This window comes from Myxococcus sp. XM-1-1-1 (assembly GCF_020037095.1).
Lineage (GTDB): Bacteria > Myxococcota > Myxococcia > Myxococcales > Myxococcaceae > Myxococcus > Myxococcus fulvus.
The window spans coordinates 83,691-106,111 of record NZ_JAIQDH010000028.1 but is presented as its reverse complement, the minus strand read 5'-3'; the positions used below and the strand labels follow the sequence as shown (position 1 = coordinate 106,111).

Sequence of the window (22,421 nt, the reverse complement as noted above, 5' to 3'; positions counted from 1 at the left end):
CCTCGTCGCGCAACCCCGTATGCTGGGGGCCGTGGACAAGGCGGGGAAGACGCAGGAGAGGTACGAGGAGGAGCTGCTCCTCGCGCTGGACTACGGGCTCGTCTCCGCCCAGGAGGCGACCGCCCTGCGCGAGGAGGCGCTCGGCCTGGGCAGAAGCCCGCTGGAGCTGCTGCGCGCTCGCGGCGGGGTGAGCGAGCACACGCTGAGCACCCTGCGCGAGGAGCTGGGCCCCCCGTTGGAGGACACGGCCAGTGGGGGCGCCCCGCTGGAGGCCACCACGCTGGACCCGCGCACGCCCCCGGTGGCGCCCCCCGTCGCCGCCCTGGAGGATGACGCGAGCGAGGCCCCCGTCTTCCCGGTGCCGGACTGGAACCGCTACCAGCCGGTGCGCTTCCTGGGTCAGGGAGGCATGGGGCAGGTGTTCCTGGCGTATGACCCGCTGTTGCGCCGCAACGTCGCGCTCAAGTTCGTGAAGGGCGGAGACCCGGAGCTGGCCAGGCGCTTCCTGTCGGAGGCGCGGGCCCAGGCCCGGGTGCGCCACGAGCGGGTGTGCGAGGTGTACGAGGTCGGCGAGGTGCAGGGGCGCGGCTACATCGCCATGCGCTACGTGGACGGCCAGCCGCTCGGGCAGCTCGCCGCCACGCTCACGCCGGAGCAGAAGGTGCTCGTGCTGCGGCAGGCCGCCGAGGGCGTGCACGCCGCCCACCGCGCGGGCCTGGTGCACCGGGACATCAAGCCCGGCAACATCCTGGTGGAGCGCACCGAGGACGGGGGTTACGCGCCCTTCGTCATGGACTTCGGCCTGGCGCGCGACTGGCGCGAGGAGGCGGGCCAGAGCGGCGTGGTGATGGGCACGCCGCACTACATGGCCCCCGAGCAGGCCCGCGGGGACACGTCCCGGCTGGACCGGCGCGTGGACGTCTACGGGCTGGGCGCCACGCTGTACGTGCTGCTCACCGGCCAGACGCCCTTCGCGGGGAGCGGCCAGGACGTCATCACCCGCCTGCAGACGCAGGAGCCGCTGCCGCCGCGCGCGGTGGACCGGGACATCCCCGAGGACCTGGAGGCGGTGGTCCTCAAGTGCCTGGAGAAGGAGCGCTCGGCCCGGTACGACTCGGCGCGCGCGCTGGCGGATGACCTGGAGCGCTTCCTGGGCGGGGAGCCGGTGCAGGCGCGGCGGGGCGTGGGCTACCGGCTGCGCAAGAAGGCGCGCAAGCACCGCGTGGCCTTGAGCCTGGCGGTGGCGGCGCTGACGGTGGTGGCACTGGCGCTGGGGCAGGCGGTGGTGGCGCGCAAGGAGGTGGCCGAGCGCGAGCGGCTCACGCGCAGCTTCACCGAGCGGGTGGAGCGCATCGAGGCGGCCGCGCGCTACTCCTTCCTGTCGCGCCTGCACGACACGCGCGAGGACCAGCAGGCCCTGCGCGCCAGCATGGACGCGCTGGAGGTCGAGGTGCGCGAGGCGGGCGAGCACGCGGTGGGCCCCGGGCACTACGCGCTGGGCCGCGCGCTCCTGGCCCTGGGCGACGTGGAGGGCGCCCGGGCGCGGCTGGAGTCGGCGTGGCGCCACGGCTACCGCGAGCCCCGCGCCGCCTGGGCGCTGGCGCTGGTGCTGGGAGACCAGTACCGGGAGAAGCTGCTGCTGGACGTCGAGCGGAGGAGCCAGGAGCAGCGCGAGGCGCGCCGGCGCGAGCTGGAGCAGCGCTACCGCGACCCGGCGCTGGCCTACCTGCGCCAGGCCGAGGGGCCGGACGTGCCCGCGCCGCCCTTGTACGTGAAGGCCCTGTTCGCCTTCCATGAAGGCCGTCACGAGGAGGCCCTGGCGCACCTGGACGCCATGGGCAACACCTGGCCCTGGTTCTACGAGGCGCCCCTGTTGCGCGGCGACGTGCACCTGGCCCGCGCCACCGCGCGCTGGCACCAGGGCGACAGCGCGGGCTCCCAGGCGGACCTGGAGGCGGGGCGGCGCGCGTATGCCCAGGCCATCTCCACCGCGGAGAGCCAGCCGGACACGCACTACGCCCTGGGGCGCCTGGAGCTGGCGGCGCTCGTGATGGAGCTGTACGGCTCCGGCGACGTGCAGCCCCCGTACGAGCGGGGCCTCGCCGCCCTGGGACGCGCGCTCCAGGCCGCGCCCGGACACCACCGCTCGCTCATCGTGCTGTCGCGGCTGCACCGCCGGCTGGGAGAGCAGCACGCCAACCAGAACGCGACGGACGTGGAGGCGCTCTTCGGCAAGGCCATCGACGCGGCCAGGGCCGCGCTGAAGCTCGCGCCCCCCGCCGAGCGCGTCACGCTGGACCTGGCCATCATCCACCGGCTGTGGGCGCGCCACCTGCAGCGGCTCTCCCAGGACCCGCGCGAGCAGCTGGGCCACTCCATCGAGGCCTTCGAGCAGCTGGGGCCCGAGGAGCGCGACTACGCCTTCCACGCCAACCTGGGCGTGACGCATCAGGTGTGGGCCGACTACGAGAGCGGGCTCGGGCTGGACTCGCTGGAGCACCAGGGCAAGGCCATCGACGCCTACCTGGCCGCCATCCGCCTGCGCGACACCCAGGCCGACGCGTGGATCAACCTGGGCAACGCCTACCGCGCGAGGGCGGGCCTCACCCGGGCGCCGGACGCGCAGGGGGACCTCACCCGCGCGCTGGAGGCCATCCAGCGCGCGCTCGCCCTCAACCCGCGCAACGTCATCGCCTGCTACCAGGGCGCGGACGTGTCCGAGCAGCTGGCGCGCTGGCGCCAGGAGCACGGCCAGGACCCGAGGCCCGACCTGGAGCGGGCGCTCGCGCTCTACCGTCAGGGCCGCGACATCAACCCCAAGCTGCCCCAGCTCGCCAACGGCCTGGGCGCGGCCCTGCTGTGGTGGGCCGAGCAGCGCTGGGAGGAGGGCGAGGACGTGGAGGCGCTCCTGACGGAGGCGCGCGAGGCCTTCGAGCAGGCGCGCGAGGCGGCCCCCCAGCAGAGCTACGCCTACAACAACCTGGGCGAGGTGGAGGCGGTGCGCGCGGGCTTCCTCCTGGCGCGCGGGCAGGACCCGTCCTTCGGCCTGAAGACGGCGGAGGCCGCCTACCGCAAGACGCTGGAGATGATGCCCGGCGACGCGGACATCTGGACCAACCTGGCCCGCGTGCACGTGCTCGCGGCCACGCACGCGCTGCAGGAGCGGCGCGCCGTGGCGCCCGGGCTCACCCGCGCGCAGGAGGCGCTGGACCGCGCCCGGCAGCTCAACCCGCGCCTGGGCTACGCGTGGCGCTACCAGGGCGCCCTCCTCGACGTGCACGCGCGCGAGCGGGTGCGCCTGGGCACCGCGAAGGAGGAGGACTTCCGGCGGACCGAGGACGCGCTCGCCCAGGCGGTGGCGCTGTCCCCCCGGCGCCAGGAGTACGTGCTGGCGTCGAGCGAGCTGGCGCTGGCCTGGGGGCGCTGGAAGGCGCGCCAGGGCGGGGACGCGACCGGGAAGCTGACGCGCGCCCTGGAGGGCGTCGAGCGAATCCTCGCCGCCCGGCCGAAGTGGGCCCGGGCACGGCTGCTGCGCGCCGGGCTCCTGTGGGCGCTGGCGGAGGGCACCGCCGTCCCGGAGCAGCGTCAGGCGTGGACGGCGCGCGCCCGCGAGGACGCGGAGCAGGCGCTGGCGAGCAACCCGCACCTGGCCTCGACGTGGAAGGCGCGGCTGGCACCGGACCTGGAGCTCTCCGTCCGGCCCGCCGCGCCCTGAGCCCCACGCCCGATTACTTCTTCGGGTCCTCGGGCGGGTCCGTCGTCACGTCCAGGCCGCCCTTCTTCGTCTCCGCGTTGGAGCCGATGAAGCTCGCGGCCTGGGACGGCGGGGGCGCGGGAACCACGACGTCGAACGGGTAGAGGCGCTTGAGGCACGTCTGCGTCACCTGCTGGTCGCTCTCCTGCGCCAGCGGATTGGACGTGTCCAGGGTGAAGGAGCCCGGCCCCGAGAGGCAGGTGGTCCCGTCCTTGAAGACCACCAGGGCGGAGGAGATGCCTTGCAGCTTGAACTCCACCTCCTCGCCGTGCTTCACGATGTTCGAAGGGCTGTAGATGATGTCGTCGGACGTGATGGTGACGGTGACAGTCATGGGCCGTGACTCCTTCCGGGTTGGAACCGCAGATGCGCGGTGTGGGTTGCAGGCACCGTACCAGAGGCGACCGACGTGTCCGTCCCTCGGAGCGGGTGCTTCACCCGCGCACGGCGCGCGCACGCGGACACGTCAACGACGTGTCACCCCCGGGGACTGACGTGTCCGGCGCGCTCACGCGTCCGACAGGCCCAGCTCGCGCACGCGGCGCTGGAGCGCGCGGCGGGAGACCTCCAGCCGCTGCACCATCTTGTCCAGGTCTCCCGCGCACTCCTGGAAGCAGCGGGTGATTTCCTCCGGGCTCAAGTCCCGCGCGGTGCGGATGAGCGAGCTCTTGTCGATGAGCACGTAGACAGACGGACGGGGGATGCCGAGGAAGTCCGCGGTGGCCTTGAGGTCCCACGAGCACGCGCGCAGCGCCTCGAGCAGCTCGTCCTCCCCCACCTCCGAGGGCTTGCGGCGCGAGGACTTCGCCTCCCCCGCCGCCTCGGGGACACCCGCGCCGGCCGGGGCCAGCACCCGCCCGGGCACCGGCAGCGACTCGGCGTCCAGCGTCTGCTCCAGCCGCGAGTCCACGCGCAGGCCGGGCAGGCCGCGGCTGCCGATGACGAGCTGCCGGGTGATGTTGCGCAATTGCCGCACGTTGCCGGGCCACGCGTAGCGCAAGAGCCGCACCGCGACGGACGCGGGCAGCCAGGGCGCCGCGCGCGGGTCCGTGGGCGACAGCCGCCAGCCCTCGCCCGTCGTCTCCAGCTCCTGCCGGGCGAAGTGGAGGAACAGCGGGCCGATGTCCTCGCGCCGCTCGCGCAGGGCAGGCACGCGCAGCTCGAAGCCCGCCAGCCGGTGGAGCAGCGGCGCCTTGAACAGGCGCTCCTCGATGCGCGCCTCCAGGTTGGAGTCCGTGGCGGCCACCAGCCGCACGTCCACCGGCACCGGCGTGTGCCCGCCCACCGGGTACACCTCGCCCGTCTCCAGCACGCGCAGGAGCGCGGCCTGCACCTCGGCGGGCGCCTCGCCCACCTCGTCCAGGAACAGCGTGCCGCCGTGCGCCGCGCGGAAGAAGCCGTCCCGGTCGCGGCTGGCGCCCGTGTACGCGCCGCGCTGCGCGCCGAACAGCTCCGCGGCCACCAGCTCCTTGGAGAGCGCGCCCAGGTTCACGCTGACGAACGGCCCCGAGCGGCGCGGCCCCTGCTCGTGGATGGCGCGCGCCACCAGCTCCTTGCCCGTGCCCGTCTCGCCGCGGATGAGCACCGGCACCGCCAGGTCCGCCACCCGCAGGATGTCGTCGCGAAGCTGCTGGATGGACTGGCTCTGCCCCACCAGCCCCAAATCCCGGTGGACCGACGGGGCGGCCGTGGACGCCAGGTGCAGCAGCAGCACCACGCGCTCGGCGAGCACCAGCGGCACCCCGGCCACCAGCTCCTCCTGGGTGAACTCCCGGCCCCCGGCCACCGACTCGCCGGCCACGCACACCTGGGTGCCATCCTCCGGCACCCGCAGGCGCAGCCCCCCCTGGGCCGCGGGCTCGAAGAGCACCGGCGTCCGGCTGAGGAAGGGGTCTCCCAACGGCAGCGCCAGCAGCCCCCCGGGCCGCGAGAAGTCCGGGGCGTTGCGCGACAAGGCCGCCGTCCGGCCCACGCTGGCGAGCACCTCCAAGAGGAGCTGCTCTCCGATGCGCTGGGGGTGGGGATGAGACACGACAGTCAGCGCTGGCACACTCCGCGGGGCCGTCGCGGGTGGGCCTTTCGTCTGCACGGCGGTCGTCGACATGTCGGCGGCGAGCTTCTGCTGCATGGGGCTGAGTTCGGTTTACAGGCGCTTCCAACCTATCAGCCTACACCGGCTCGACAGGGGTTGTTCGCCTGGACCGCTTTCACCGGACAACCCTGCGCCTGTCCGCCTCATGCCTCCCGCCGCGCCACCTCATTCCAGGGAGACTGGAAGAGGACCGGCGCGGCCCGGGAGCGTCTCCCCTACGCGGTGGAGGTCATCCACCGCGTGCGGGGCGTCTTCTTCAGGGGGTGGTGCCCGCCGGGGTGGACGCGGGTGCGGACGCGTTCTCCTCGGTGGTGGTGCTGGTGCTCGCCGCGGCGGGCGCGGCGGGCGTCTCGGCGGCGGGCTTCTCGGCGGAAGGCTTCTCCGCGGCGGCCTTCTCGCCGGGCGGCGGGCCGCGCTTGGCCTCGGCCGCGGCGGCGCGGACCTGCTCGCGGGCGCGCTGGGCCACCTTCGGGTTGGGCGCCAGAATCATGAACATCAAGCGCCCTTCCATCCGCGGCGGCTGCTCCACCACGGCGACATCCTTCAGGTCCTTCGCCACGTCGTCGAGGATGGCGGTGCCCTGCTCCTTGTGCGTGATTTCACGCCCGCGGAACTGGATGACGACCTTCGCCTTGTCGCCCTCTTCGATGAAGCGGCGCGTGTTGCGGACCTTGAAGTCGTAGTCGTGGTCCTCCGTCTTCGGACGGAGCTTCACTTCCTTCAGGTGGACCACGACCTGGGCGCGCTTGGCTTCCGAGGCCTTCTTCTTCTCCTCGTACTTGAACTTGCCGTAGTCCATGATCTTGCAGACTGGCGGCGAAGCCATCGGGCTGATCTCGACGAGGTCCAGCCCCTCGGAGCGCGACTTCTCGAGCGCGGCCTCGAGCGGCATGACGCCGAGCTGCTCGCCGCCCGAGCCGATGACGCGGACTTCGCGGGCGCGGATGCGGCGGTTGGTCCTCTGGTCGCGGCTCTGGCCGCGGCTGCTTCTCTGATCACGAAGAATGTTGCGCTCCTTCGAAGGGGTGTAGGACCTGCTACCCAAGGGTGTGGCAGGTCGCGAAGTTACGGCATGGCTCGGGTGAACCGAACCTCGAATCTAATCGCTCCCTTGCCCGGTGAGAAAGGGAGCTGGCGGGGTGAACACGCCCCCGGGGCGAGGACTAGCCCACCGGCGGACATAACACCAGGGCCCCCGTCGTGCCCTGGAATCCCACGCGTGGGGTCAGCCAATGGACGGAGCCGCGCGGCGGGCCCGCCACTCCTCGCGGGTCTGCCCCCACAGCTCCACCGTGGCGGCCTCGAAGGGGGCGGGGAGTCTGCCGGGCCCCCTCAGGCGCGAGCCCAGCCGGAGCGCCACCTGCTGGGAGGGGGCGTTCTCCGGGGCGATGGAGTGGATGATGTCCGTCCAGCCCAGGTGGTCCACCGCCCAGTCCATGGCGGCGCTGGCGGCCTCGGTGGCGTAGCCACGGCCCCACGTCTCCTTCAGCAGGGACCAGCCGACCTCGGTGCCGGGCCAGCCCTCCGGGCACCAGGGCCCCACCCGGCCAATCCACCGGCCCGTGGAGCGCTCCAGGACGGAGAACATGGAGAAGCCCTGGAGGGCCCAGCCTCCGGCCATCCCGCACATGCCGCGCCAGACGACGGAGCGCGGCTGCACCCCGCCGATGTGCCGCGCCGAGTCCGGGTCGGACATCAGGGCGACGAAGCCCTCGAAGTCCTCGAGCGCCGTGGGGCGCAGGATGAGGCGCGCGGTTTCAATCCTCGGTCCGGGTGCTTGCATGGTGTCCCTCGCGAAGAGCCAAGGCGCGGGAGGGTGGCACCCGCCCCCCACCGGGGCAAGCGCCGTGGCGGCCTGCTCCCACAAGGCGGGCTTCTTCGCGCCTTTATTGGAAAGGGGGCATGGCGGGCCGTCTACCCGGACAGGGCGGGGGCGCCTCGCTACGACAGGGCACCTGGAACGACGACGAGGGCTTTTCCATGTGGACCGACACGCGCGTGGCACGGAAGCTGGGGACCCGGCTCCCCCTGGTGCAGGGGCCGTTTGGCGGAGGGATGTCCTCGACGCGGCTGGCGGCGGCCGTGTCCGAGGCGGGGGGGCTCGGCTCGTTCGGTGCCCATCACCTGAGCGCCGAGAACATCGAGGCCACCGTCCGCGAGCTGCGGGGGCTCACCTCGCGCCCGTTCGCCATCAACCTGTGGGTGCCGCTGGAGGGTGAGAAGGCGCTGCGCCCGACGCCCGCGGAGTTCCAGGCGGCCGTCGACCGGCTGAAGCCCTGGTACGACGAGCTGGGGCTGGCGCAGCCCACGTACCCGAGCGCGTTCTCCCAGGACTACGAGGCGCAGGTGGAGGCGGTGCTCGCGCTCAAGCCGCCGGTGTTCAGCTTCATCTTCGGCATCCCCTCGGCGCGGGTGCTGGAGGCGTGCCGGGCGGCGGGCATCCTCACGGCGGGCACGGCGACGAACGTGGACGAGGGGCTGGCGCTGGAGGCCGCGGGGGTGGACCTCATCGTCGCCTCGGGCAGTGAGGCGGGAGGCCACCGGGCCTCGTTCCTCCGGCCGGCGGAGGAGTCCCCGGCGACGACGGCGCTGGTGCCCCAGCTGGCGGACCGGGTGAAGACGCCGCTCATCGCCTCGGGTGGCATCGCGGATGGGCGCACGGTGGCCACGGCGCTGGCGCTGGGGGCCGAGGGCGTGCAGGTGGGCACGGCCTTCCTCGCGTGCGAGGAGTCCAACGCGAGCGACGTCTACCGGCAGGCGCTGCGCCAGGAGTCCGCTCGGGGCACGGTGCTCACGCGCGTGTTCTCCGGACGCTACGCGCGCGGCATCAAGAACCGCTTCCTGCGGGAGATGACGCCGCACGAGCGGGAGGTGCCGCCCTACCCCATCCAGAACTGGCTCACCCAGCCGCTGCGCCAGGCGGCGGCCCGGCAGGGACGCGAGGACCTGCTGTCGCTGTGGGCGGGACAGAACGCGCCCCTCATCCGGCACACGCGCGCGGCGGCGCTGGTCGACTTCCTCGAGAAGGACACCACGCGTGTGCTGGGACGGCTCGCGGGACTGTAGAGGCCGGGCGCTCACGCCTCCGTCACCCGCGCCGGACGACGGGCCTTCAAGCCTCGTCACGACGACAGCGCCCGAGGTGGAGCGCTCCGCTGCCCGCCCCGCCTTGACGGGGCGGGAAGTCCCGTGCTCAAGCACCGCCCATGTCGGACGCGAGTGACTCCAGCACCGCCCTGTCTCCCGCAGCCCCTGCGTCCCCTCCCCCGGAGACGTCGCGCCGACACCCCTTCCTCCGGTGGTGCGACGAGCAGCAGGGACCACTCCTGGCAGCGCTCGCGGGGCTGCTCACGTTCCTGGCGACCCTCGGCGCCGGAGCGCTCCAGCCTGGGAAAATCGGCTGGCTCATCCGCGACGACTTCAGCCAGCACCTGATGGGGTGGCTCTACTTCCGGCAGGCCCCGCTGGGCTTCCCGCTGGGGTCGACCCCCAATTACATCCATCCGCTGGGGACCTCACTCGGGTACACGGACTCGATGCCCTGGGTGGGCCTGCTGCTGCGGCCCCTCTCCCCGCTGCTGCCCACGACCTTCCAGTACGTCGGCCCGTGGCTGTGCCTGTGTCTCATGCTGCAGGGCGCGGCGGCGGCCTGGGTCGCCCAGCGTCTGGGCGCCTCCAAGCAACAGCAGGCGTGTGTCGGCGCGCTGCTGGTGCTGTCCCCCACGCTGCTGTCGCGGATGGCCCTGTCGCACGTCGCGCTCTGCACCCACTGGCCCCTGGTCCTGCTCGTGGGGTTGCACCTCATCCCCCAGCCAGACGCGCGCGCGGCACGCCAGTCCCTCTGGCTCGCGCTGGCGCTCTGCGTGTTCACCGCGGGCATCCACCCCGTCATCGCGGTGATGACGCTGCCGCTCGCCATCTCCCTCTGCGTGCGCACCGCGCTGGAGCGACAGCTGCCCGTGAAGGTGCCGCTGCTCGCGGCCGTGGCGTGTGTCGCGGCCATGCTGGGGCTCTTCTTCGTGTTCGGCTACCTGGGCACCCGAACTCCCGTGGGCGCGGGCGGCTTCGGCGAGTTCTCCGCGGACCTCAACACGCTCTTCAACCCGCACGGCCACCACTACAACTGGTCGCGCCTGCTGCCCTTGCTGCCTCGACTCGGAGGCCAATACGAGGGGTTCGGCTACCTCGGCGCCGGAGGGCTGCTCGGGGCCCTGCTCGCGGCCGTCCTGCTCGCGCGCCAGCCCACGCCGCACCTCGCGCTGTGGCGACGCTGGCTCCCCGTGAGCGTCTTGTCCGTGGGGCTCGCCTTCTTCGCCCTGTCCTCGCGGGTGACCTTCCTGGGCAAGGACGTCGCCGACCTGTCCGCGCTCTATCGGCCCGTGCTGCCGTGGGTCGAGGCGTTCCGCTCCTCGGGGCGCTTCATCTGGCCGCTCTACTACCTGGTGCTCCTGGGCGGAGCGCTGGTCCTCGCCAGGAGGCTGAGCCCCGCGCGCGCCACCCTGCTCGCGGGCCTGCTGCTCGGCCTCCAGGTGATGGACCTCAACCTGGGCGAGGGCCGACAGGCGAACCAGGGCGCGGGCCGCTGGGGCACGCCCCCCTCTCCCGAGCTCACCGCGGCGTCGAAGGGACGCGAGCACCTGGTCCTCTACCCACCGCAGATGCATGACAGCTCCGGCCGTGGCTGCCGCGCGGGCCCCATGGACTACCACCGCTGGGCCTACCGCGCGTACCTGCTGGGCCTCACCTTCAACAGCGGCTACGTGACACGGCTCGACGACGCTCGCGCCCAGGAGTACTGCCTGGGCCTGGACGCGGACATCGCGGCGGGCCGGTTGGACTCGCGCACCGTCTACCTGTCCATCCCCGCGCGCGTGGCCCAGCTCCAGCGAATCCCGGGCACACGCTGTACGCCCGAGGATGGCCTCTGGCTGTGTGTCCACGACGCGCCCTCGGACGCGGCGCCCGTGACGGGCCGCTGAGGGCTCACGTCGTCGGGGGCGGCTGCGTCGGCTGCGGCTGCGCGGGGATGATGGCCGTCAGGTTGGCGTAGATGGTGGAGCAGATGAGGTCCAGCGGCAGGTCGTTGTCGTCGTGGCCGAAGGGGTCCTCGATCTCGACGCCAATCTCCTCGATGCCGAAGAACACGTACGCGACGATGAACGTGGCCAGCACCGTCAGCCCGCCCAGCGCGTCCAGCAAGGCGAAGGGCAGCGTGTAGCAATACACGAGCAGCGCGCGGCGCAGGTGCATGACGTACGCGAAGGGGATGGGCGTCTTGCGGATGCGCTCACAGCCGCCGAGGTAGTCGAGGAGGAGCTGGACGTTCTGGTCCAGTTGCATCTGCACGTACTCGGAATAGCGCCCCTCGCGGCGGCCGGCGTCGAGCAGCGAGCTCAGCTTGCGAGTCACCGCGAAGGGCACGTGCTGGGCGCCCATCACCTGGGCCACCTCGTCCGCGGGGAGCTCCTGCGCCAGCGGGCCCAGCGACGCCTTGCCTCGCAGCGACGACGCGGAGGCGAAGGGGAAGGCCGCGGTCCACCTCAGAATCGCGGTGTAGAGGACGGGCTGGGACTGGAGGAAGACGCCCGAGGCGCGCGCCAGGTTGCGCGTCTCGTTGACGATGCCGCCCCAGAGCTTCCGGCCCTCCCAGAAGCGGTCGTAGGAGGAGTTGGTGCGGAAGACGAGCAGGAGGCTCAGCGAGATTCCGGCCAGGGTGTGCACCGTGGCGGGGATGCTCACCGAGCGGACGTGGGTGTGGAAGAGGGCGACGCCCAGGGACCACAGGACGCAGACCATGACTCGGGCCACGATTTCGCGGACCATCGAGCCCTTGAGGTAGTGGAAGTAACTCCACCAACGATGCGGGTCGTACTCAACCATGGTGTCGGTGGGCGTAACCTGCCACGCCCTCGTCATGAGGCCGCAACCTTTTTCGGAAGGGGTGTCGCGCCAACTACTCCGGCGGCTGTGTGATGAGGCGGGAGAGGAGCGCGAACCCCGGCCCCTCCAGGGGCACGCGTCCCCGGAGTGCGGCGAACAGCGACCACCCGTGGTCCGCCAGGAGCACCACGCCCGTGGCCGCCGTGGGCGCCAGGCCGATGAAGCCCACATAGCCCCCCATCACCGACGAGCACCACGCCACGGTGTGGCCCCTCACCTGGGATAGCGACCAGCCCAGCCCCATGCGCACCTTGCCCGCCTCCGCGCGGGGAACCCAGGTCATCGCGAGCGCACGCGCCAGGCCCGCGTCCTCGCGACCGAGGCACGCGTCGAGGAAGCGCAGCTGGTCGAGCACGGTGGAGTGGAGCGCGCCCGCGCCGGGGAGCGCGGGGAAGGTCCACGGGGGCACGGGGCGGCCTCGCGCGGTGTGGCCCGGAAGGAGCCTGGGCGCCAGCTCCTCCGTCACGCGCGTCGAGGTGTCGCTCATCTTCAGTGGCTTGAAGAGCCAGTCGCGGAGCGCGTGCCCGTAGTTGACGCCCGCGCGGCGTGAGAGCGCATGTCCCAGCACGCCCATGCCGAGCAGGGACTCGGAGAAGGGGCGCGGGGGTGGAGAGGTCGGGTGGTAGCCGCGCAGGAAGTCGCCGAAGCGCTGGGCGGAGTAGTGACCGAACGGGTCCTCCGGTCGCGACTCGGGCGCGTCCAGGTTGGGCGGCAGGTGGGGCATCCCGGCGGTGTGGGTGGCCAGCTGCTCCAGGGTGATGCGCCCCGCGTCGGCGTCGGGAAGCAGCGCGCGGGGAATCACCTCGCCGAGCGCCATGTCCAGCCGCGCCTGGCCCTTGTCCACGAGCAGGGCGAGCAGCGCGCCGGTGAAGACCTGCGTGAGGCCGCCCAGGCCGAAGACCGCCTCATAGGCGGGAGCGTTGCCCTGCTTCCGGTAGGTCTGGACATGCCACTCACCGTGCCAGGTGACGCCGGCGCACAGCGATGCCGAGCGGTAGCTCCGCACATAGCGGCGGGTCTCCTCCTCGATGAAGTCGACGGCGATGGACGGGGGTGGGGTCACCAGGCTCCTCTACACCAAGGCCGCGGGGGTCCGCAGCGTCACTTCCCGGTTGCCCGGACGTGCGCGCCTGTCCATCGTGGGCGGCAAAGGAGATGGAGAATGCTCGCAGGTCTCGCGGCGGATGGAACGTATGCGGCAGGGGCTCGCCACACGATGGACATGAGCGCCGAGGACGCTTGGAGGAACTGGGCCGAGGGCTCGGGCCTGGGGCGGTGGCTCTCCTCGCCGCGCGCGGCGTTGAAGGAGGGTGAGCGGACGACGCTGAAGGATGGGACGGAGGTCCTGGCGGTCCGGGTGCGTGCGCCGGCCCTGCTGCGCATCCGCCTGACGCGCGCGGACTGGCCGCGACCGAGGACCGCGCAGCTCCGCGTCCTCCCGGCCGCGCGAGGGCACACCGTCGCGTTGCACATGGAAGGGCTCCCCGACGCGGCGTCGCGCGCCGAGTACATCCAACAGTGGAAGAAGGCGCTGAGCGGCCTGGAGACGACGCCCGCGAAGAAGTCGGCGGCGAAGAAGACTGGCGCCAAGGCGGCCTCGAAGCAGAAGACAGGCGTCAGGAAGGCCCCGGCGAAGAGGGCCAGCGCGCGCAAAGTGGCGTCGAAGAAGACCGGCACCAAGGCGACCTCGAAACAGAAGGCAGGCGCCAGGAAGACCCCGGCGAAGAAGAAGGCGAGCACCTGAGCCGCTTCCCTCGCGGACGTCTCAGTCCTCGCCCGCCCCGGGCACGGTCCTCACGCGCACCTCATCTGCCCAGTTTGAGCGTCACGCTCGCGGTGTCCTGCTCCCGCCCCGCGAGCGTGAAGCGCAGCTCCCACGTCCCCGGCATGAACAGGTCGAGCTCCGACACCTCGAACACGCCATCCGAGCGCGACGTGACGCGCGGGGCCTCATCGATGCCATGTCCCATGGACGGCATCCACGGCTGCACGCGCAACTCCAGTCCCTGAGCGAGCTTCCCGTTCGCCGCATCCGAGACGCGAACGGTGAAGCGCTGCGGCCCGCGTTTCAGCGGCGTCGCCGTGGACAGCACCTTCACGTGCCACCGTCCCGAGGCACTCTGCGTCATCCCCACCACGGACTCCGCGGTGCTCGCCTCGGCCTGCGCGCGCGGCGTCGCGAACGCCGGCGCTCCCGACAACATCATCCACACGACCCATGTCCTCACGTCGACGCTCCATGGACGCGTGTCTTCATCACGCCCCACGGTGACTGTAGCCAGACAAATCCTCCGTCCCCTTGCGACATGTTGCCGCAACCAGGCATGCGTCCCGCGCCCTGCGACAATTCACCGCGTTCGCCACGACAGAGCTTGAGTCAATGTCGTCAGCACGATGTCCGCGCCCGCTCATCCGCCGACGCATCGTCGCCCGTCCTCGGCGATGCTCTGGTTCCTCACGCTGCTGGAGTGGCTGGGCATCCTCCTCTTCGTGCTGACGTGCGCCGCGCTCGTCGGCGTCATCGGGAAGACGCTGCACGAAGGACGTCCAGCGACGACCCATCCCACGGTCCTCCCCGACTACGGCCCCCTGCCCGCCTTCTCACTGAGCGACGACGCGGGCCGCCCGCTCGAGAACAAACACCTCCGAGGCCGCGTCACCCTGCTCCACTTCCTCTCCGAGTCCGAACTCCAGCCCGCTGGCCTGCTCGCGGTGCACACGAGCCTGGAGGCCTCCGGGCTCGGCGTGGACGTCCTCCTCGTCACACGGGACGAACCACCCGTCCCCCTCCCCAGTCCCCTGCCCCGCGGCTGGCGCAGGCTGTGGCGGGGAGACGCCCTGGAGCAGGCGATGCGCGCGGTGACGCGGGGACATCCCGCCGAGGACGCCACGTCACTGCTGCTCCTGGTCGACCCCCTGGGCTCCGTGCGCGGCATCTACACGAACGCCCTCACCCACCCCGAAACCGCTCGTCAGGTGGAAGAGGACGCTCGATGCCTCGACACCTGCGGGCTCCAGCACTGAGCACCCCGCCCATGAACACCAGGCCCCGCCGTCGCCTCCTCCCCGTGCTCGCCATTGGTGCGAGCCTCAGCCTGCTCGTCGTGGGCGCGTGGCCCTGGCTCCAATCACGGACCCTCGAGGCGAAAGCCCGAAGCCTTCCCGACTTCGGTCCCCTGCCCCACTTCGAGCTGCGGGACCAGGAGGCCCGCGCCTTCACCCAGGCCCAGCTGGAGCGCCGCGTCGTCGTCGCGGACTTCTTCTTCACCCGCTGCCCCACCGTCTGCCCCCTGCTCACCGAGCGCATGGCCCGGCTCCAGCGACGCGCCCGCGAGCAGGACGTCCCGGTGCACTTCGTGTCCTTCAGCGTGGACCCGCGCTACGACACACCTGAACGGCTCGCTGCCTACGCCCGGGACCACGCCCTCGACACCGCCAACTGGAGCCTCGTCACGGGCCCCCTGGAACAGGTGGAGACCACCGTCCTGAAGGGCTTCCGCGTCATGATGGGCCGTGCCGAGGAAGCCGACGAGGACGACTTCCTCTCCCTCTTCCACGGCGAGCACTTCGTCCTCGTGGACGCCGCGGGTCGGCTCCGCGGCTACTACCGCGTGACGGAGGACCCCCAGGGGCTGGAGCAGCTCCTCGAGGACGCCTCCGCCCTCGCCCACGCCGCGCGCTGACGGACCGCTACGCCTCACGCCACCCGCTCACCGTCCCGAGGCCGCCTGACGGACCTCACCGCGCGCGCGGAACGGCGCGAACAGCTCCACCGCCCAGTCCACGAAGGCGCGCAGCTTGGCGTTCATGTGCCGGTTCTGCGGATACACGATGAAGACCGGGAACGGCTCGCATCGCCACTCGGGCAACAGCCGCACCAGCGCGCCGCTCGCCAGATGCGGGCGCACGACGAACTCCGGCAGCTGCGTCACGCCCAGCCCCGCAAGCACCGCCGTCAGATGCGCCGTGCTCTCGTTCACCGCCACGCTGGCGCGCCCCAGCACCTCCAGCCGCTCCTCGCCCTGGAGGAACGACAACGGAATCACCCGCCCCGTCCGCGTGGAGAAGTAGCTCACGATGTCGTGGCCATCCTGCAAGTCGGTGGGCTGCGCCGGAGTGCCCCTTCGCTTCAGGTAGCCCGGCGTGGCGCAGGACACGAACTCCAGCTCACCGATGCGCCGACCGACCAGGGCCGGGTCCGGCAACACGCCGCCGCGAATCACGCAGTCCACGCCATCCCCCACCAGGTCCACCGAGCGGTCCCCCACCCCCAGCTCCAGCTGGATGTCCGGGAACTTCTCCCGGAACGACGGCAGCGCGGGGATGAGCAGGAAGTTGGACACCGACGAGCCCGCATCCACCCGCAGACGTCCCCGGGGCCGGGTCCGCGCGCTCGACACGTCCGCCTCGATGTCCTCCAGGTCCGCCAGCAGCCGGGACGTCCGCGCGTAGTAGGCCGCGCCCTCCGGCGTCACCGTCACCCGCCGCGTGGTGCGCTGGAGCAGCTTCACTTGAAGGTGCGCCTCCAACCCCTGCACCAGCTTCGTCACGGAGGGCTTGGGCATCTTCAAGGTGTCCGCGGCCCGGGTGAAGGTGCCGGCCTCGACCACCCGGGCGAACACCCGCATCGCGGTGAGCTGGTCCATGACGTCGTCCTCGAAGTGTCCAGGGAGGGAGTCCCGGGGACCCCATGATTCTTACCCGAATGAAAACATCCGTGTCCCCAGCCATCGCCTGTCGACAAGGCTGGAACAGCCGCCACCCTGAAACCCATGTCACCGGATGATGTTAGTCTTTGGGCTTCCCTTCACGAAAAGGCGGTCCCCATGAAGACGTGGCTCGCGGTGACGTTGGGCGCAGTGGTCGGACTCGCGGCGGCGGTGGTTCCTCCGGCGGCCGTCGCGGGCGCCTCGGAGCAGGAGCACGAGCAGAAGGACCCCTCGGCCTATCCCGGCCCGTGCTTCCTGGAGCTCATCTGCGAGAACGGCTCGGTGCTCCGGTGCAACGGCACCTGGGAGTGCGACTACGGGAGCAACTGGATTCGCTGCGACGGCGCCGCCTGGGGCTGTGACGGCTCCAGCACCTGACCCACCGGAGTGCTCCCGGGAGCCCGTGGCGGCGCCCGGGAGCACCCCTCCCGCGACTGACGGGCGACGCGCTCGAGCCGGAACGGCGTCCCCGACTCGCTCATGGTGAAGCAGCCCGAGCCGTTCGGCGCGTACTCGAGGGCCTCGCCCTGACCCTCCACCGTGTCCGTGAGGGCAACGGGGTGGCCGCGAAGGCCGTCTCGAAGGCCGCGCCCGGAGACACCGTCTGGAAGGCTCACGGCCTGCTCACGGCGCGACGTCGAGGAGCCCCACGCCCTTCGTGTGCCACTCGGTGCCGGGGGCGGTGCGCAGGTCATCGGCGGGGGGCGGCAGCAGCTCCCAGAGGGCGGCGTTCTGGGGCGGCACCTTGTTGGTGTTCTGCGCGCGCGCCCGGTAGAGCTGGCCGTCGTGCATCACCAGCGCGCCCGCGGCGTACGTCACCTCCGGTGAGTTGGGGGCACGGATGGCGCGGTCCGTCCACATCTCCAGCGCGCGCGTCGCGGTCCCCGCCGGCAGGCCGGTGTTCACGAAGGTGAGCGCGGGGACGGCGCCGTTCACGTTGCCGGTGGCCGTCACGGTGCCCACGGTGCCGGTGCCGCCCGTGAGCCCCGCGATGAGCCGGCGACCGCCCTCCCAGCGGTTGTCCTTGAAGGTGATGGGCGAGGTGACGGTGTTCGCCTTGCTGAGCACCACGCCCGGGTCCGAGGAGGTCGGATAGACGCTCTGGTAGCCGAACTCCAGCCCGCGGAAGGCGTTGCGCTCCCAGAGGAACCTCGAGCCCGTCCCCACGGTGCCACCGAACCAGATGCCCAAAGACAGCGTGTCCGCGAAGTAGTTGTCGGTGAAGTCCACGTCGAGCGGCCCGTCGCCCGACTCGGGCTGGGCGAAGAAGTTGAGCAGCGCGCCCGCGCCTCCCACGAAGACGTTGTGGTGGAAGCGGATGCGGCCCGAGCGCACCGTGGCCTGGGAGTTGTTGTCCTGGTACTGCTGGAAGACGGCGCGCCAGTCGATGGCCCCGAAGGCGAAGACGTTGTGGTGCACCTCCGCCCCGTCGCCCAGGCTCTGGACCTGGAGCGCCTCGCTGCCGGTGCGCACCAGCCGGTTGTTGTAGACCTTGAGGTTCGTGGCGAGCGGCGTGGGCGCGCCCTGCGTGGAGCCGAAGTAGATGGCCTCGCTCGCGGTGTCGTGGATGTAGAGGTCGTGCAGCTTGATGTCGTTGAGCGGCGGCGCCACGCCCCCGCTCGCCGCGCGGTTGATGCGCACGCCGGCGAAGCCCGAGCGGGTGATTTCCAGGTACTCCAGCTCGAAGCTGTGCGCGTCCCCGATGCCCACGCCCATGTGGCCTTCACTCAGGAAGATGCCATCGCTCAGGATGCCGTAGCGGTTGCGCGACGTGGCGTACTGGCCGCAGCGGTGGCCCGGGAAGTCCGCGTGGCCGGTGCCCGAGTCCGGGTCATACCGGCCGGTGAGCACCCAGTTCGAGCCGCCGCCCATGGACCAGATGTAGCCCTGCGTGCTGCCCGCCTTGGGACGGATGACCACCTGGCCGCCCTTGTTGGTGATGACCAGCGGCCGGCTCGCCGGGCGCTGCGGCAGGTTGCCCAGGTTGATGAGCGTGTAGTTGCCCGCGGGGATGTAGAGCCGGTCCAGCGTGCTCCAGTCCACGTCGGGGTAACGCGTCTGCACGTTGGGGATGTACATCTCCCCGTTGGTGGCGTTGGGCCCCGGCAGCGTGAGGGTGTTGCCCGGCGGGCCGAAGCGGCCGAACGGCTCGCACGCGGCCTCGGTGACGCCGCCACCATCCGGGTTGCCCGCACCGCCGTCCGCGGGAGGGTTGCCACCGTCCGGCGTCAGCCCACCATCCGCCGTCCCCGCGTCCCCCAGCGAGTCGGGGCCCTCATCGGGCGGGTCCTCCGAGGAGCAGGCCGACGTGAGGCAGACGACGAGACACAGCGCCCAGAGACTCCGAATCATGAGGTGGCTCCTGAGGGGAAAGGAGGCCACCAGCCTAGCCCGACTCCACGCGGAGTCCGCGCGACCTGCACGCGGACCCGCGGGTCAGTTCTTGTCACACAGTGACATCTTCAACGAAATGGAGGGTTTACCTCCTCCCGCGTCGGGCGGACGGCTCACGCCACCTTGCCCACGATGATGGAGTACGGGCCCTGGGTGGGGACGACGCGGTCCAGCTTGAAGCCGCCCTCGGCGAAGAGCACGTCGTACTGGACCTGGGTGCGCTCGCGTCCGCCCGCCAGCGACAGCATGACGATGTCCATCACCAGCGCGGGGTGCAGCTCCGGCCCCTCCGGCAGCATCATCTCCAGCACGAGCAGCTCCGCGTGGGCCGGCGCCGCCTGGCGGATGTTGCGCAGGATGGAGATGGCCTGCGGGTCCGCCCAGTCGTGGAGGATGTTGCTGACGATGTACGCGTCCGCGCGCGGCAGCGGCCCGACGAAGAAGTCACCGCCCTGCTTCTGCATGCGGGCATGCGCCTGCGCGTGCTCCACGACGTGGGGCAGGTCGAACAGCGTGCCGCGCGAGCGGGGCGTCGCGTCGAGCACCGCCGACAGCACGTGGCCGCGGCCACCCGCGATGTCCGCGATGTGCTCGTAGCGGTGGAACTCCATCGCCTGGAGCATGGCCGCGATGGCCATGTGCGACTTGCCCGTCATCGCCGCGTCGAAGATGCGCGCGTCCTCCGGGTGGGACTGGAGATACGGCCACAGGCCGCCGGGCGTCACCGTGTCGCACGCCGTCTGCCCCGTGCGCGCGGACACCGTCAGCGCCTGGGCGCTGCGCCAGTTGATGTCGTCGTTGAACATCATGACCAGCGCCTTGAGCGAGTGCGGGTGGTTGGCCTTGAGGTGCTCGGAGTAGTCCGTGTGCGCCCAGCCCTGCGCGCGCCGCTCGAACACCCCCTGCGCCGACAGCAGGCGCAGCATCCGGTGCAGCGAGTCCGCGTGCGCCCCCGTCGCCTTCGCCAGCTCCTCCGTGCTCATCGGCGTCGTCCCCAGCACGTCCGCCACGCCGAGCTGTGCAACCGCATACAGACACCGCGGGGCCAGATACGACGTGGTGAGGTTGAAGATGAACGCTGGGGCGGGAAGTCGTTGCATGTGCGCTCCTGGTCGGCAGGCCTTCAATTGCCTGCAAGCTGAAATTCTACCTGGACCCGGGAACGACCCAGACACTCCCGCATACCGCCCTGCCTTCAAATGAACACAGATGCTGTATCCCATGACAATGACTGACATGGCGCACTCCGTCACGGAGCGTTGACTAAGGGGTTGTCGCCAGCCCCGCGGGGAGGGGCCATTCCAACACCGGGGGCGCCGAGGTGCCCGGCCCGGGGCGCCCTTTCATGCGTCCCGCCGGCCCCTTCGCCAAGGTGGCTCCCGGAGCGCCCCGCGCGGGACGGCGCTGGTATTGCCAGGAGGGCGCGGGCACTCGTGGCCTGATGGCAGCACAGGCGCTGGACGCATGGGGACCCCGGGGGTTCTTGAGCCACATCGCGCGAGGGTCCATCGTCGACGAGGCGGCGCTCATCCGCGCGCTCCAGGAGGGCGCATCGCCGACGCCAGCCAGGGTGTCTTCGAGCACGCGCCGGACGTCCCTCCCACCCTCGCGGCCTGTGGGAAGGTCGTCCTGACGTCCCATGCGGCCAGCGCCACCGGCGCCGCGCGCGGACCAGGTCTTCGCCAGCGTGCGAGACCATTTCAGCAGCAAGCTCTGACAGCGCTCAGCTGTCTCGAATCTCGGGGTTCGAGAGGGATTTATCATCCAGACATGTCACTGAGGACTTGGGGTGGGGGCACGCTATGAGACCTGGCGCGAAGCCCACGCCGGGCGGCGCATTCCCCGTTGTCAGATAGACGAGCATCCATGTTCAAGCAGGCAGCAGTCCTCGCCGCGACCGGTGTCGCATGGCTGGCCGGTTGTGGCGGTGTCGAGCCTCAGATGGAGCAGGAGGAGATCATCGCCAACCTCATCGAGGCGGGCTACCCGGCCCGGGACATCCAGGTCATCGACGAGGCGGTGTTCGTGGGCGGCGACGCGCACGTGACGCTCCAGGCGTCCCGCGAGATGCTTCAGGCGACCGAGGGGAGCCAGGAGCAGTTCCGCACGACCAACCTCGTCGGCGCCCACGTGACGAAGATCTGCATCAACCCCGCGCCTGGGTACGACGACTACATCTTCCTGCGCCAGGGGCTCGACCTGGCCATCGAGAACTACAACGCGCTGGGGCTGCGCTTCACCCTCGCGCGCGGTCCGACCGACGGCTGCACCGCGAACATCACCATCGCGCCCACCTCCGAGAACGTGAGCAGGGCGGGCTTCCCTGATCTCGGGCTGCCCTACGCGAACATCACGATGACGACCCAGCTGGGCGAGTTCTCCCTCGACGTCACCGAGCACACCATCACCCACAAGATTGGCCACGCGCTCGGCCTGCGCCACTCGGACTACTACAACATCTACATCAGCTGCCTGCAGTACTACGGCCACAACGAGGGCGACATGGGCGTGGGCGCCATCCCCATCTCGGGGACGCCCGAGGCCGCCACGTGGGACGGCTCCGTCATGAACACCTGCCCTCACGTCAACAGCAGCGGCGAGTTCACCAGCTCGGACGCCGACGCGCTGTTCGCGCTCTATGGAAAGCCCTGCGGGAGCGTCAACGTCGCGGAGTATCGCGGACAGACGGGGAAGCAGCTTCGCTGCGCCTGCTCCTCGGGGGGCTCGGGCTCGGTCTGGGGGACGAACAACTACACCGATGACTCGGACATCTGTCGCGCCGCGGTGCACGCGGGGGTGATGCCCCCCAGCGGGGGGAAGGTGACCGTCGAGGTGCAGCCGGCCCAGAGCACGTTCATCGGAACCACCCGCAACGGCGTCACCTCGTCCTCCTACGGCTACTGGGGCGGGAGCTACCGCTTCATCGGGGCGCAGATTCCACAGCCCCAGACGACGCCGCTCTGCTCGACCTACAACTTGACGTCCTATCGCGGGCAGACCGGGAGGGCCATCCGCTGCGGCTGCCCGACGGTGAGCCTGGGCGCGTCGATCTGGGGCACGGACCTGTACACCGATGACTCGGATGTCTGCGCGGCCGCCGTACACGCGGGCGCGATTCCCGCCTCCGGTGGAGATGTCACGGTCACCATCCAGCCGGGCCAGAGCAGCTACACGAGCACCAGCCGCTACGGCGTCACCTCGTCCTCCTACGGCTCCTGGGCGGGGAGCATCTCCTTGAGCCCGTAGTCCTCCTCGCGGCAACGGGCGGCCCGGAGGAGAATGCTCCGGGCCGTCTCACCCAATCACAGACGCCGCGAGGGACTCGGGGCCGCGTGGTGCCTCCATCGGCGAGCACCTGCCTGCCAATACGGCGCGCTCCCGGGGCACCACCCTGACGGGATGACGCGCCTGGAGTCAGGAGCAGACCTTGGCGCACGAGGAGGCCATGCGGGCATGGGGTTTGAAATGCCACCGCGCCCATGAATGACACCGACGCCCCACCGCCCCTCCCGGACTCCCGCCCGCGCCCACG

Annotated in this window: 19 protein-coding genes; 9 read left to right on the top strand and 10 right to left on the bottom strand. The window is 71.3% G+C overall.

The annotated features are described in order from the left end of the window. Nucleotides 1-19 precede the first annotated feature (19 nt). On the top strand, nucleotides 20-3,715 hold the full coding sequence (locus K8640_RS36920; RefSeq protein ID WP_223751398.1) for a serine/threonine-protein kinase: 3,696 nt from the start codon (nucleotides 20-22) through the stop codon (nucleotides 3,713-3,715). Nucleotides 3,716-3,728: 13 nt separating this feature from the next. Here the strand turns inward: K8640_RS36920 and K8640_RS36915 are convergent, their stop codons facing one another. The 4 genes from K8640_RS36915 to K8640_RS36900 all read right to left on the bottom strand — a co-directional run bounded on the left by K8640_RS36915 (nucleotide 3,729) and on the right by K8640_RS36900 (nucleotide 7,629). Further along, the gene (locus tag K8640_RS36915) at nucleotides 3,729-4,088 is read right to left on the bottom strand and encodes a hypothetical protein (RefSeq protein ID WP_223751397.1); all 360 of its coding nucleotides are present in this window, start codon (nucleotides 4,086-4,088) and stop codon (nucleotides 3,729-3,731) included. A 174-nt stretch (nucleotides 4,089-4,262) separates the two neighbouring features. Then, nucleotides 4,263-5,882: a sigma 54-interacting transcriptional regulator gene (locus tag K8640_RS36910; RefSeq protein ID WP_223751396.1), complete on the bottom strand. Its 1,620-nt coding sequence runs from the start codon at nucleotides 5,880-5,882 to the stop codon at nucleotides 4,263-4,265. A 220-nt stretch (nucleotides 5,883-6,102) separates the two neighbouring features. Continuing rightward, the gene (gene infC / locus K8640_RS36905) at nucleotides 6,103-6,852 is read right to left on the bottom strand and encodes a translation initiation factor IF-3 (RefSeq protein WP_223751407.1); all 750 of its coding nucleotides are present in this window, start codon (nucleotides 6,850-6,852) and stop codon (nucleotides 6,103-6,105) included. 219 nt (nucleotides 6,853-7,071) lie between these two features. Continuing rightward, complete coding sequence (locus tag K8640_RS36900) at nucleotides 7,072-7,629, bottom strand: GNAT family N-acetyltransferase (RefSeq protein WP_223751395.1); 558 nt, start codon at nucleotides 7,627-7,629, stop codon at nucleotides 7,072-7,074. A 197-nt stretch (nucleotides 7,630-7,826) separates the two neighbouring features. Between K8640_RS36900 and K8640_RS36895 the strand changes: the two genes are divergently transcribed. Further along, nucleotides 7,827-8,912 carry a nitronate monooxygenase family protein gene (locus K8640_RS36895; protein ID WP_223751394.1) on the top strand — a complete coding sequence of 362 codons (1,086 nt, stop codon included), beginning with the start codon at nucleotides 7,827-7,829 and terminating at the stop codon, nucleotides 8,910-8,912. A gap of 140 nt (nucleotides 8,913-9,052) precedes the next feature. After that, nucleotides 9,053-10,825 carry a DUF6311 domain-containing protein gene (locus K8640_RS36890; protein WP_223751393.1) on the top strand — a complete coding sequence of 591 codons (1,773 nt, stop codon included), beginning with the start codon at nucleotides 9,053-9,055 and terminating at the stop codon, nucleotides 10,823-10,825. A 4-nt stretch (nucleotides 10,826-10,829) separates the two neighbouring features. Here K8640_RS36890 and K8640_RS36885 read toward each other — a convergent pair whose 3' ends face one another. Together K8640_RS36885 and K8640_RS36880 are read right to left on the bottom strand one after the other, a co-directional pair. Further along, complete coding sequence (locus tag K8640_RS36885) at nucleotides 10,830-11,726, bottom strand: bestrophin family protein (protein ID WP_223751392.1); 897 nt, start codon at nucleotides 11,724-11,726, stop codon at nucleotides 10,830-10,832. 73 nt (nucleotides 11,727-11,799) lie between these two features. Then, nucleotides 11,800-12,849 carry a serine hydrolase domain-containing protein gene (locus K8640_RS36880; RefSeq protein ID WP_223751391.1) on the bottom strand — a complete coding sequence of 350 codons (1,050 nt, stop codon included), beginning with the start codon at nucleotides 12,847-12,849 and terminating at the stop codon, nucleotides 11,800-11,802. Nucleotides 12,850-12,948: 99 nt separating this feature from the next. On the opposite strand from K8640_RS36880, the gene K8640_RS36875 reads away from it, so the two are divergent. Next, on the top strand, nucleotides 12,949-13,530 hold the full coding sequence (locus K8640_RS36875) for a hypothetical protein (RefSeq protein WP_223751390.1): 582 nt from the start codon (nucleotides 12,949-12,951) through the stop codon (nucleotides 13,528-13,530). 61 nt (nucleotides 13,531-13,591) lie between these two features. On the opposite strand, the gene K8640_RS36870 is transcribed toward K8640_RS36875, so the two are convergent. Beyond that, nucleotides 13,592-14,014, bottom strand: coding sequence for a FixH family protein (locus K8640_RS36870; protein ID WP_223751389.1), 423 nt, complete (start codon nucleotides 14,012-14,014; stop codon nucleotides 13,592-13,594). 166 nt (nucleotides 14,015-14,180) lie between these two features. Here K8640_RS36870 and K8640_RS36865 point away from each other — a divergent pair, with 166 nt between their 5' ends. Both K8640_RS36865 and K8640_RS36860 read left to right on the top strand, forming a co-directional pair. Continuing rightward, a complete protein-coding gene (locus K8640_RS36865) occupies nucleotides 14,181-14,810 on the top strand; it encodes a hypothetical protein (protein ID WP_223751388.1) in 630 nt (209 codons plus the stop codon). A gap of 11 nt (nucleotides 14,811-14,821) precedes the next feature. Next, nucleotides 14,822-15,469 carry an SCO family protein gene (locus K8640_RS36860; protein WP_223751387.1) on the top strand — a complete coding sequence of 216 codons (648 nt, stop codon included), beginning with the start codon at nucleotides 14,822-14,824 and terminating at the stop codon, nucleotides 15,467-15,469. Between the two features lie 27 nt (nucleotides 15,470-15,496). Here K8640_RS36860 and K8640_RS36855 read toward each other — a convergent pair whose 3' ends face one another. Continuing rightward, a complete protein-coding gene (locus tag K8640_RS36855) occupies nucleotides 15,497-16,432 on the bottom strand; it encodes a LysR family transcriptional regulator (RefSeq protein ID WP_223751386.1) in 936 nt (311 codons plus the stop codon). 180 nt (nucleotides 16,433-16,612) lie between these two features. Here K8640_RS36855 and K8640_RS36850 point away from each other — a divergent pair, with 180 nt between their 5' ends. Further along, nucleotides 16,613-16,873 (top strand): hypothetical protein, encoded by a 261-nt coding sequence (locus K8640_RS36850; protein ID WP_223751385.1) that lies wholly within the window; start codon nucleotides 16,613-16,615, stop codon nucleotides 16,871-16,873. A gap of 246 nt (nucleotides 16,874-17,119) precedes the next feature. Here K8640_RS36850 and K8640_RS36845 read toward each other — a convergent pair whose 3' ends face one another. Together K8640_RS36845 and K8640_RS36840 are read right to left on the bottom strand one after the other, a co-directional pair. After that, nucleotides 17,120-18,847: a right-handed parallel beta-helix repeat-containing protein gene (locus tag K8640_RS36845; RefSeq protein WP_223751384.1), complete on the bottom strand. Its 1,728-nt coding sequence runs from the start codon at nucleotides 18,845-18,847 to the stop codon at nucleotides 17,120-17,122. A 155-nt stretch (nucleotides 18,848-19,002) separates the two neighbouring features. Continuing rightward, entirely contained in the window at nucleotides 19,003-19,989 is a 987-nt protein-coding gene (locus K8640_RS36840; RefSeq protein WP_223751383.1) for an acetylserotonin O-methyltransferase, read from the bottom strand. Nucleotides 19,990-20,234: 245 nt separating this feature from the next. Here K8640_RS36840 and K8640_RS43350 point away from each other — a divergent pair, with 245 nt between their 5' ends. Beyond that, nucleotides 20,235-20,522 carry an NAD(P)-dependent oxidoreductase gene (locus tag K8640_RS43350; protein ID WP_223751382.1) on the top strand — a complete coding sequence of 96 codons (288 nt, stop codon included), beginning with the start codon at nucleotides 20,235-20,237 and terminating at the stop codon, nucleotides 20,520-20,522. Between the two features lie 233 nt (nucleotides 20,523-20,755). Continuing rightward, nucleotides 20,756-22,135 carry a M57 family metalloprotease gene (locus tag K8640_RS42990; protein WP_305070711.1) on the top strand — a complete coding sequence of 460 codons (1,380 nt, stop codon included), beginning with the start codon at nucleotides 20,756-20,758 and terminating at the stop codon, nucleotides 22,133-22,135. Nucleotides 22,136-22,421: the final 286 nt, after the last annotated feature.

Bases quoted from the DNA above. Each gene is read 5' to 3' on its own strand.
- K8640_RS36875 (WP_223751390.1), top strand. From the start codon at position 12,949: ATGCTCGCAGGTCTCGCGGCGGATGGAACGTATGCGGCAGGGGCTCGC.
- K8640_RS36890 (WP_223751393.1), top strand. From the start codon at position 9,053: ATGTCGGACGCGAGTGACTCCAGCACCGCCCTGTCTCCCGCAGCCCCT.
- K8640_RS36895 (WP_223751394.1), top strand. From the start codon at position 7,827: ATGTGGACCGACACGCGCGTGGCACGGAAGCTGGGGACCCGGCTCCCC.
- K8640_RS36915 (WP_223751397.1), bottom strand. From the start codon at position 4,088: ATGACTGTCACCGTCACCATCACGTCCGACGACATCATCTACAGCCCT.
- K8640_RS36900 (WP_223751395.1), bottom strand. From the start codon at position 7,629: ATGCAAGCACCCGGACCGAGGATTGAAACCGCGCGCCTCATCCTGCGC.
- K8640_RS36850 (WP_223751385.1), top strand. From the start codon at position 16,613: ATGAAGACGTGGCTCGCGGTGACGTTGGGCGCAGTGGTCGGACTCGCG.
- K8640_RS36840 (WP_223751383.1), bottom strand. From the start codon at position 19,989: ATGCAACGACTTCCCGCCCCAGCGTTCATCTTCAACCTCACCACGTCG.
- K8640_RS36865 (WP_223751388.1), top strand. From the start codon at position 14,181: ATGTCCGCGCCCGCTCATCCGCCGACGCATCGTCGCCCGTCCTCGGCG.
- K8640_RS36860 (WP_223751387.1), top strand. From the start codon at position 14,822: ATGAACACCAGGCCCCGCCGTCGCCTCCTCCCCGTGCTCGCCATTGGT.
- K8640_RS42990 (WP_305070711.1), top strand. From the start codon at position 20,756: ATGTTCAAGCAGGCAGCAGTCCTCGCCGCGACCGGTGTCGCATGGCTG.
- K8640_RS36885 (WP_223751392.1), bottom strand. From the start codon at position 11,726: ATGGTTGAGTACGACCCGCATCGTTGGTGGAGTTACTTCCACTACCTC.
- K8640_RS36910 (WP_223751396.1), bottom strand. From the start codon at position 5,882: ATGCAGCAGAAGCTCGCCGCCGACATGTCGACGACCGCCGTGCAGACG.
- K8640_RS36855 (WP_223751386.1), bottom strand. From the start codon at position 16,432: ATGGACCAGCTCACCGCGATGCGGGTGTTCGCCCGGGTGGTCGAGGCC.
- K8640_RS36920 (WP_223751398.1), top strand. From the start codon at position 20: ATGCTGGGGGCCGTGGACAAGGCGGGGAAGACGCAGGAGAGGTACGAG.
- K8640_RS36845 (WP_223751384.1), bottom strand. From the start codon at position 18,847: ATGATTCGGAGTCTCTGGGCGCTGTGTCTCGTCGTCTGCCTCACGTCG.
- K8640_RS43350 (WP_223751382.1), top strand. From the start codon at position 20,235: ATGCGTCCCGCCGGCCCCTTCGCCAAGGTGGCTCCCGGAGCGCCCCGC.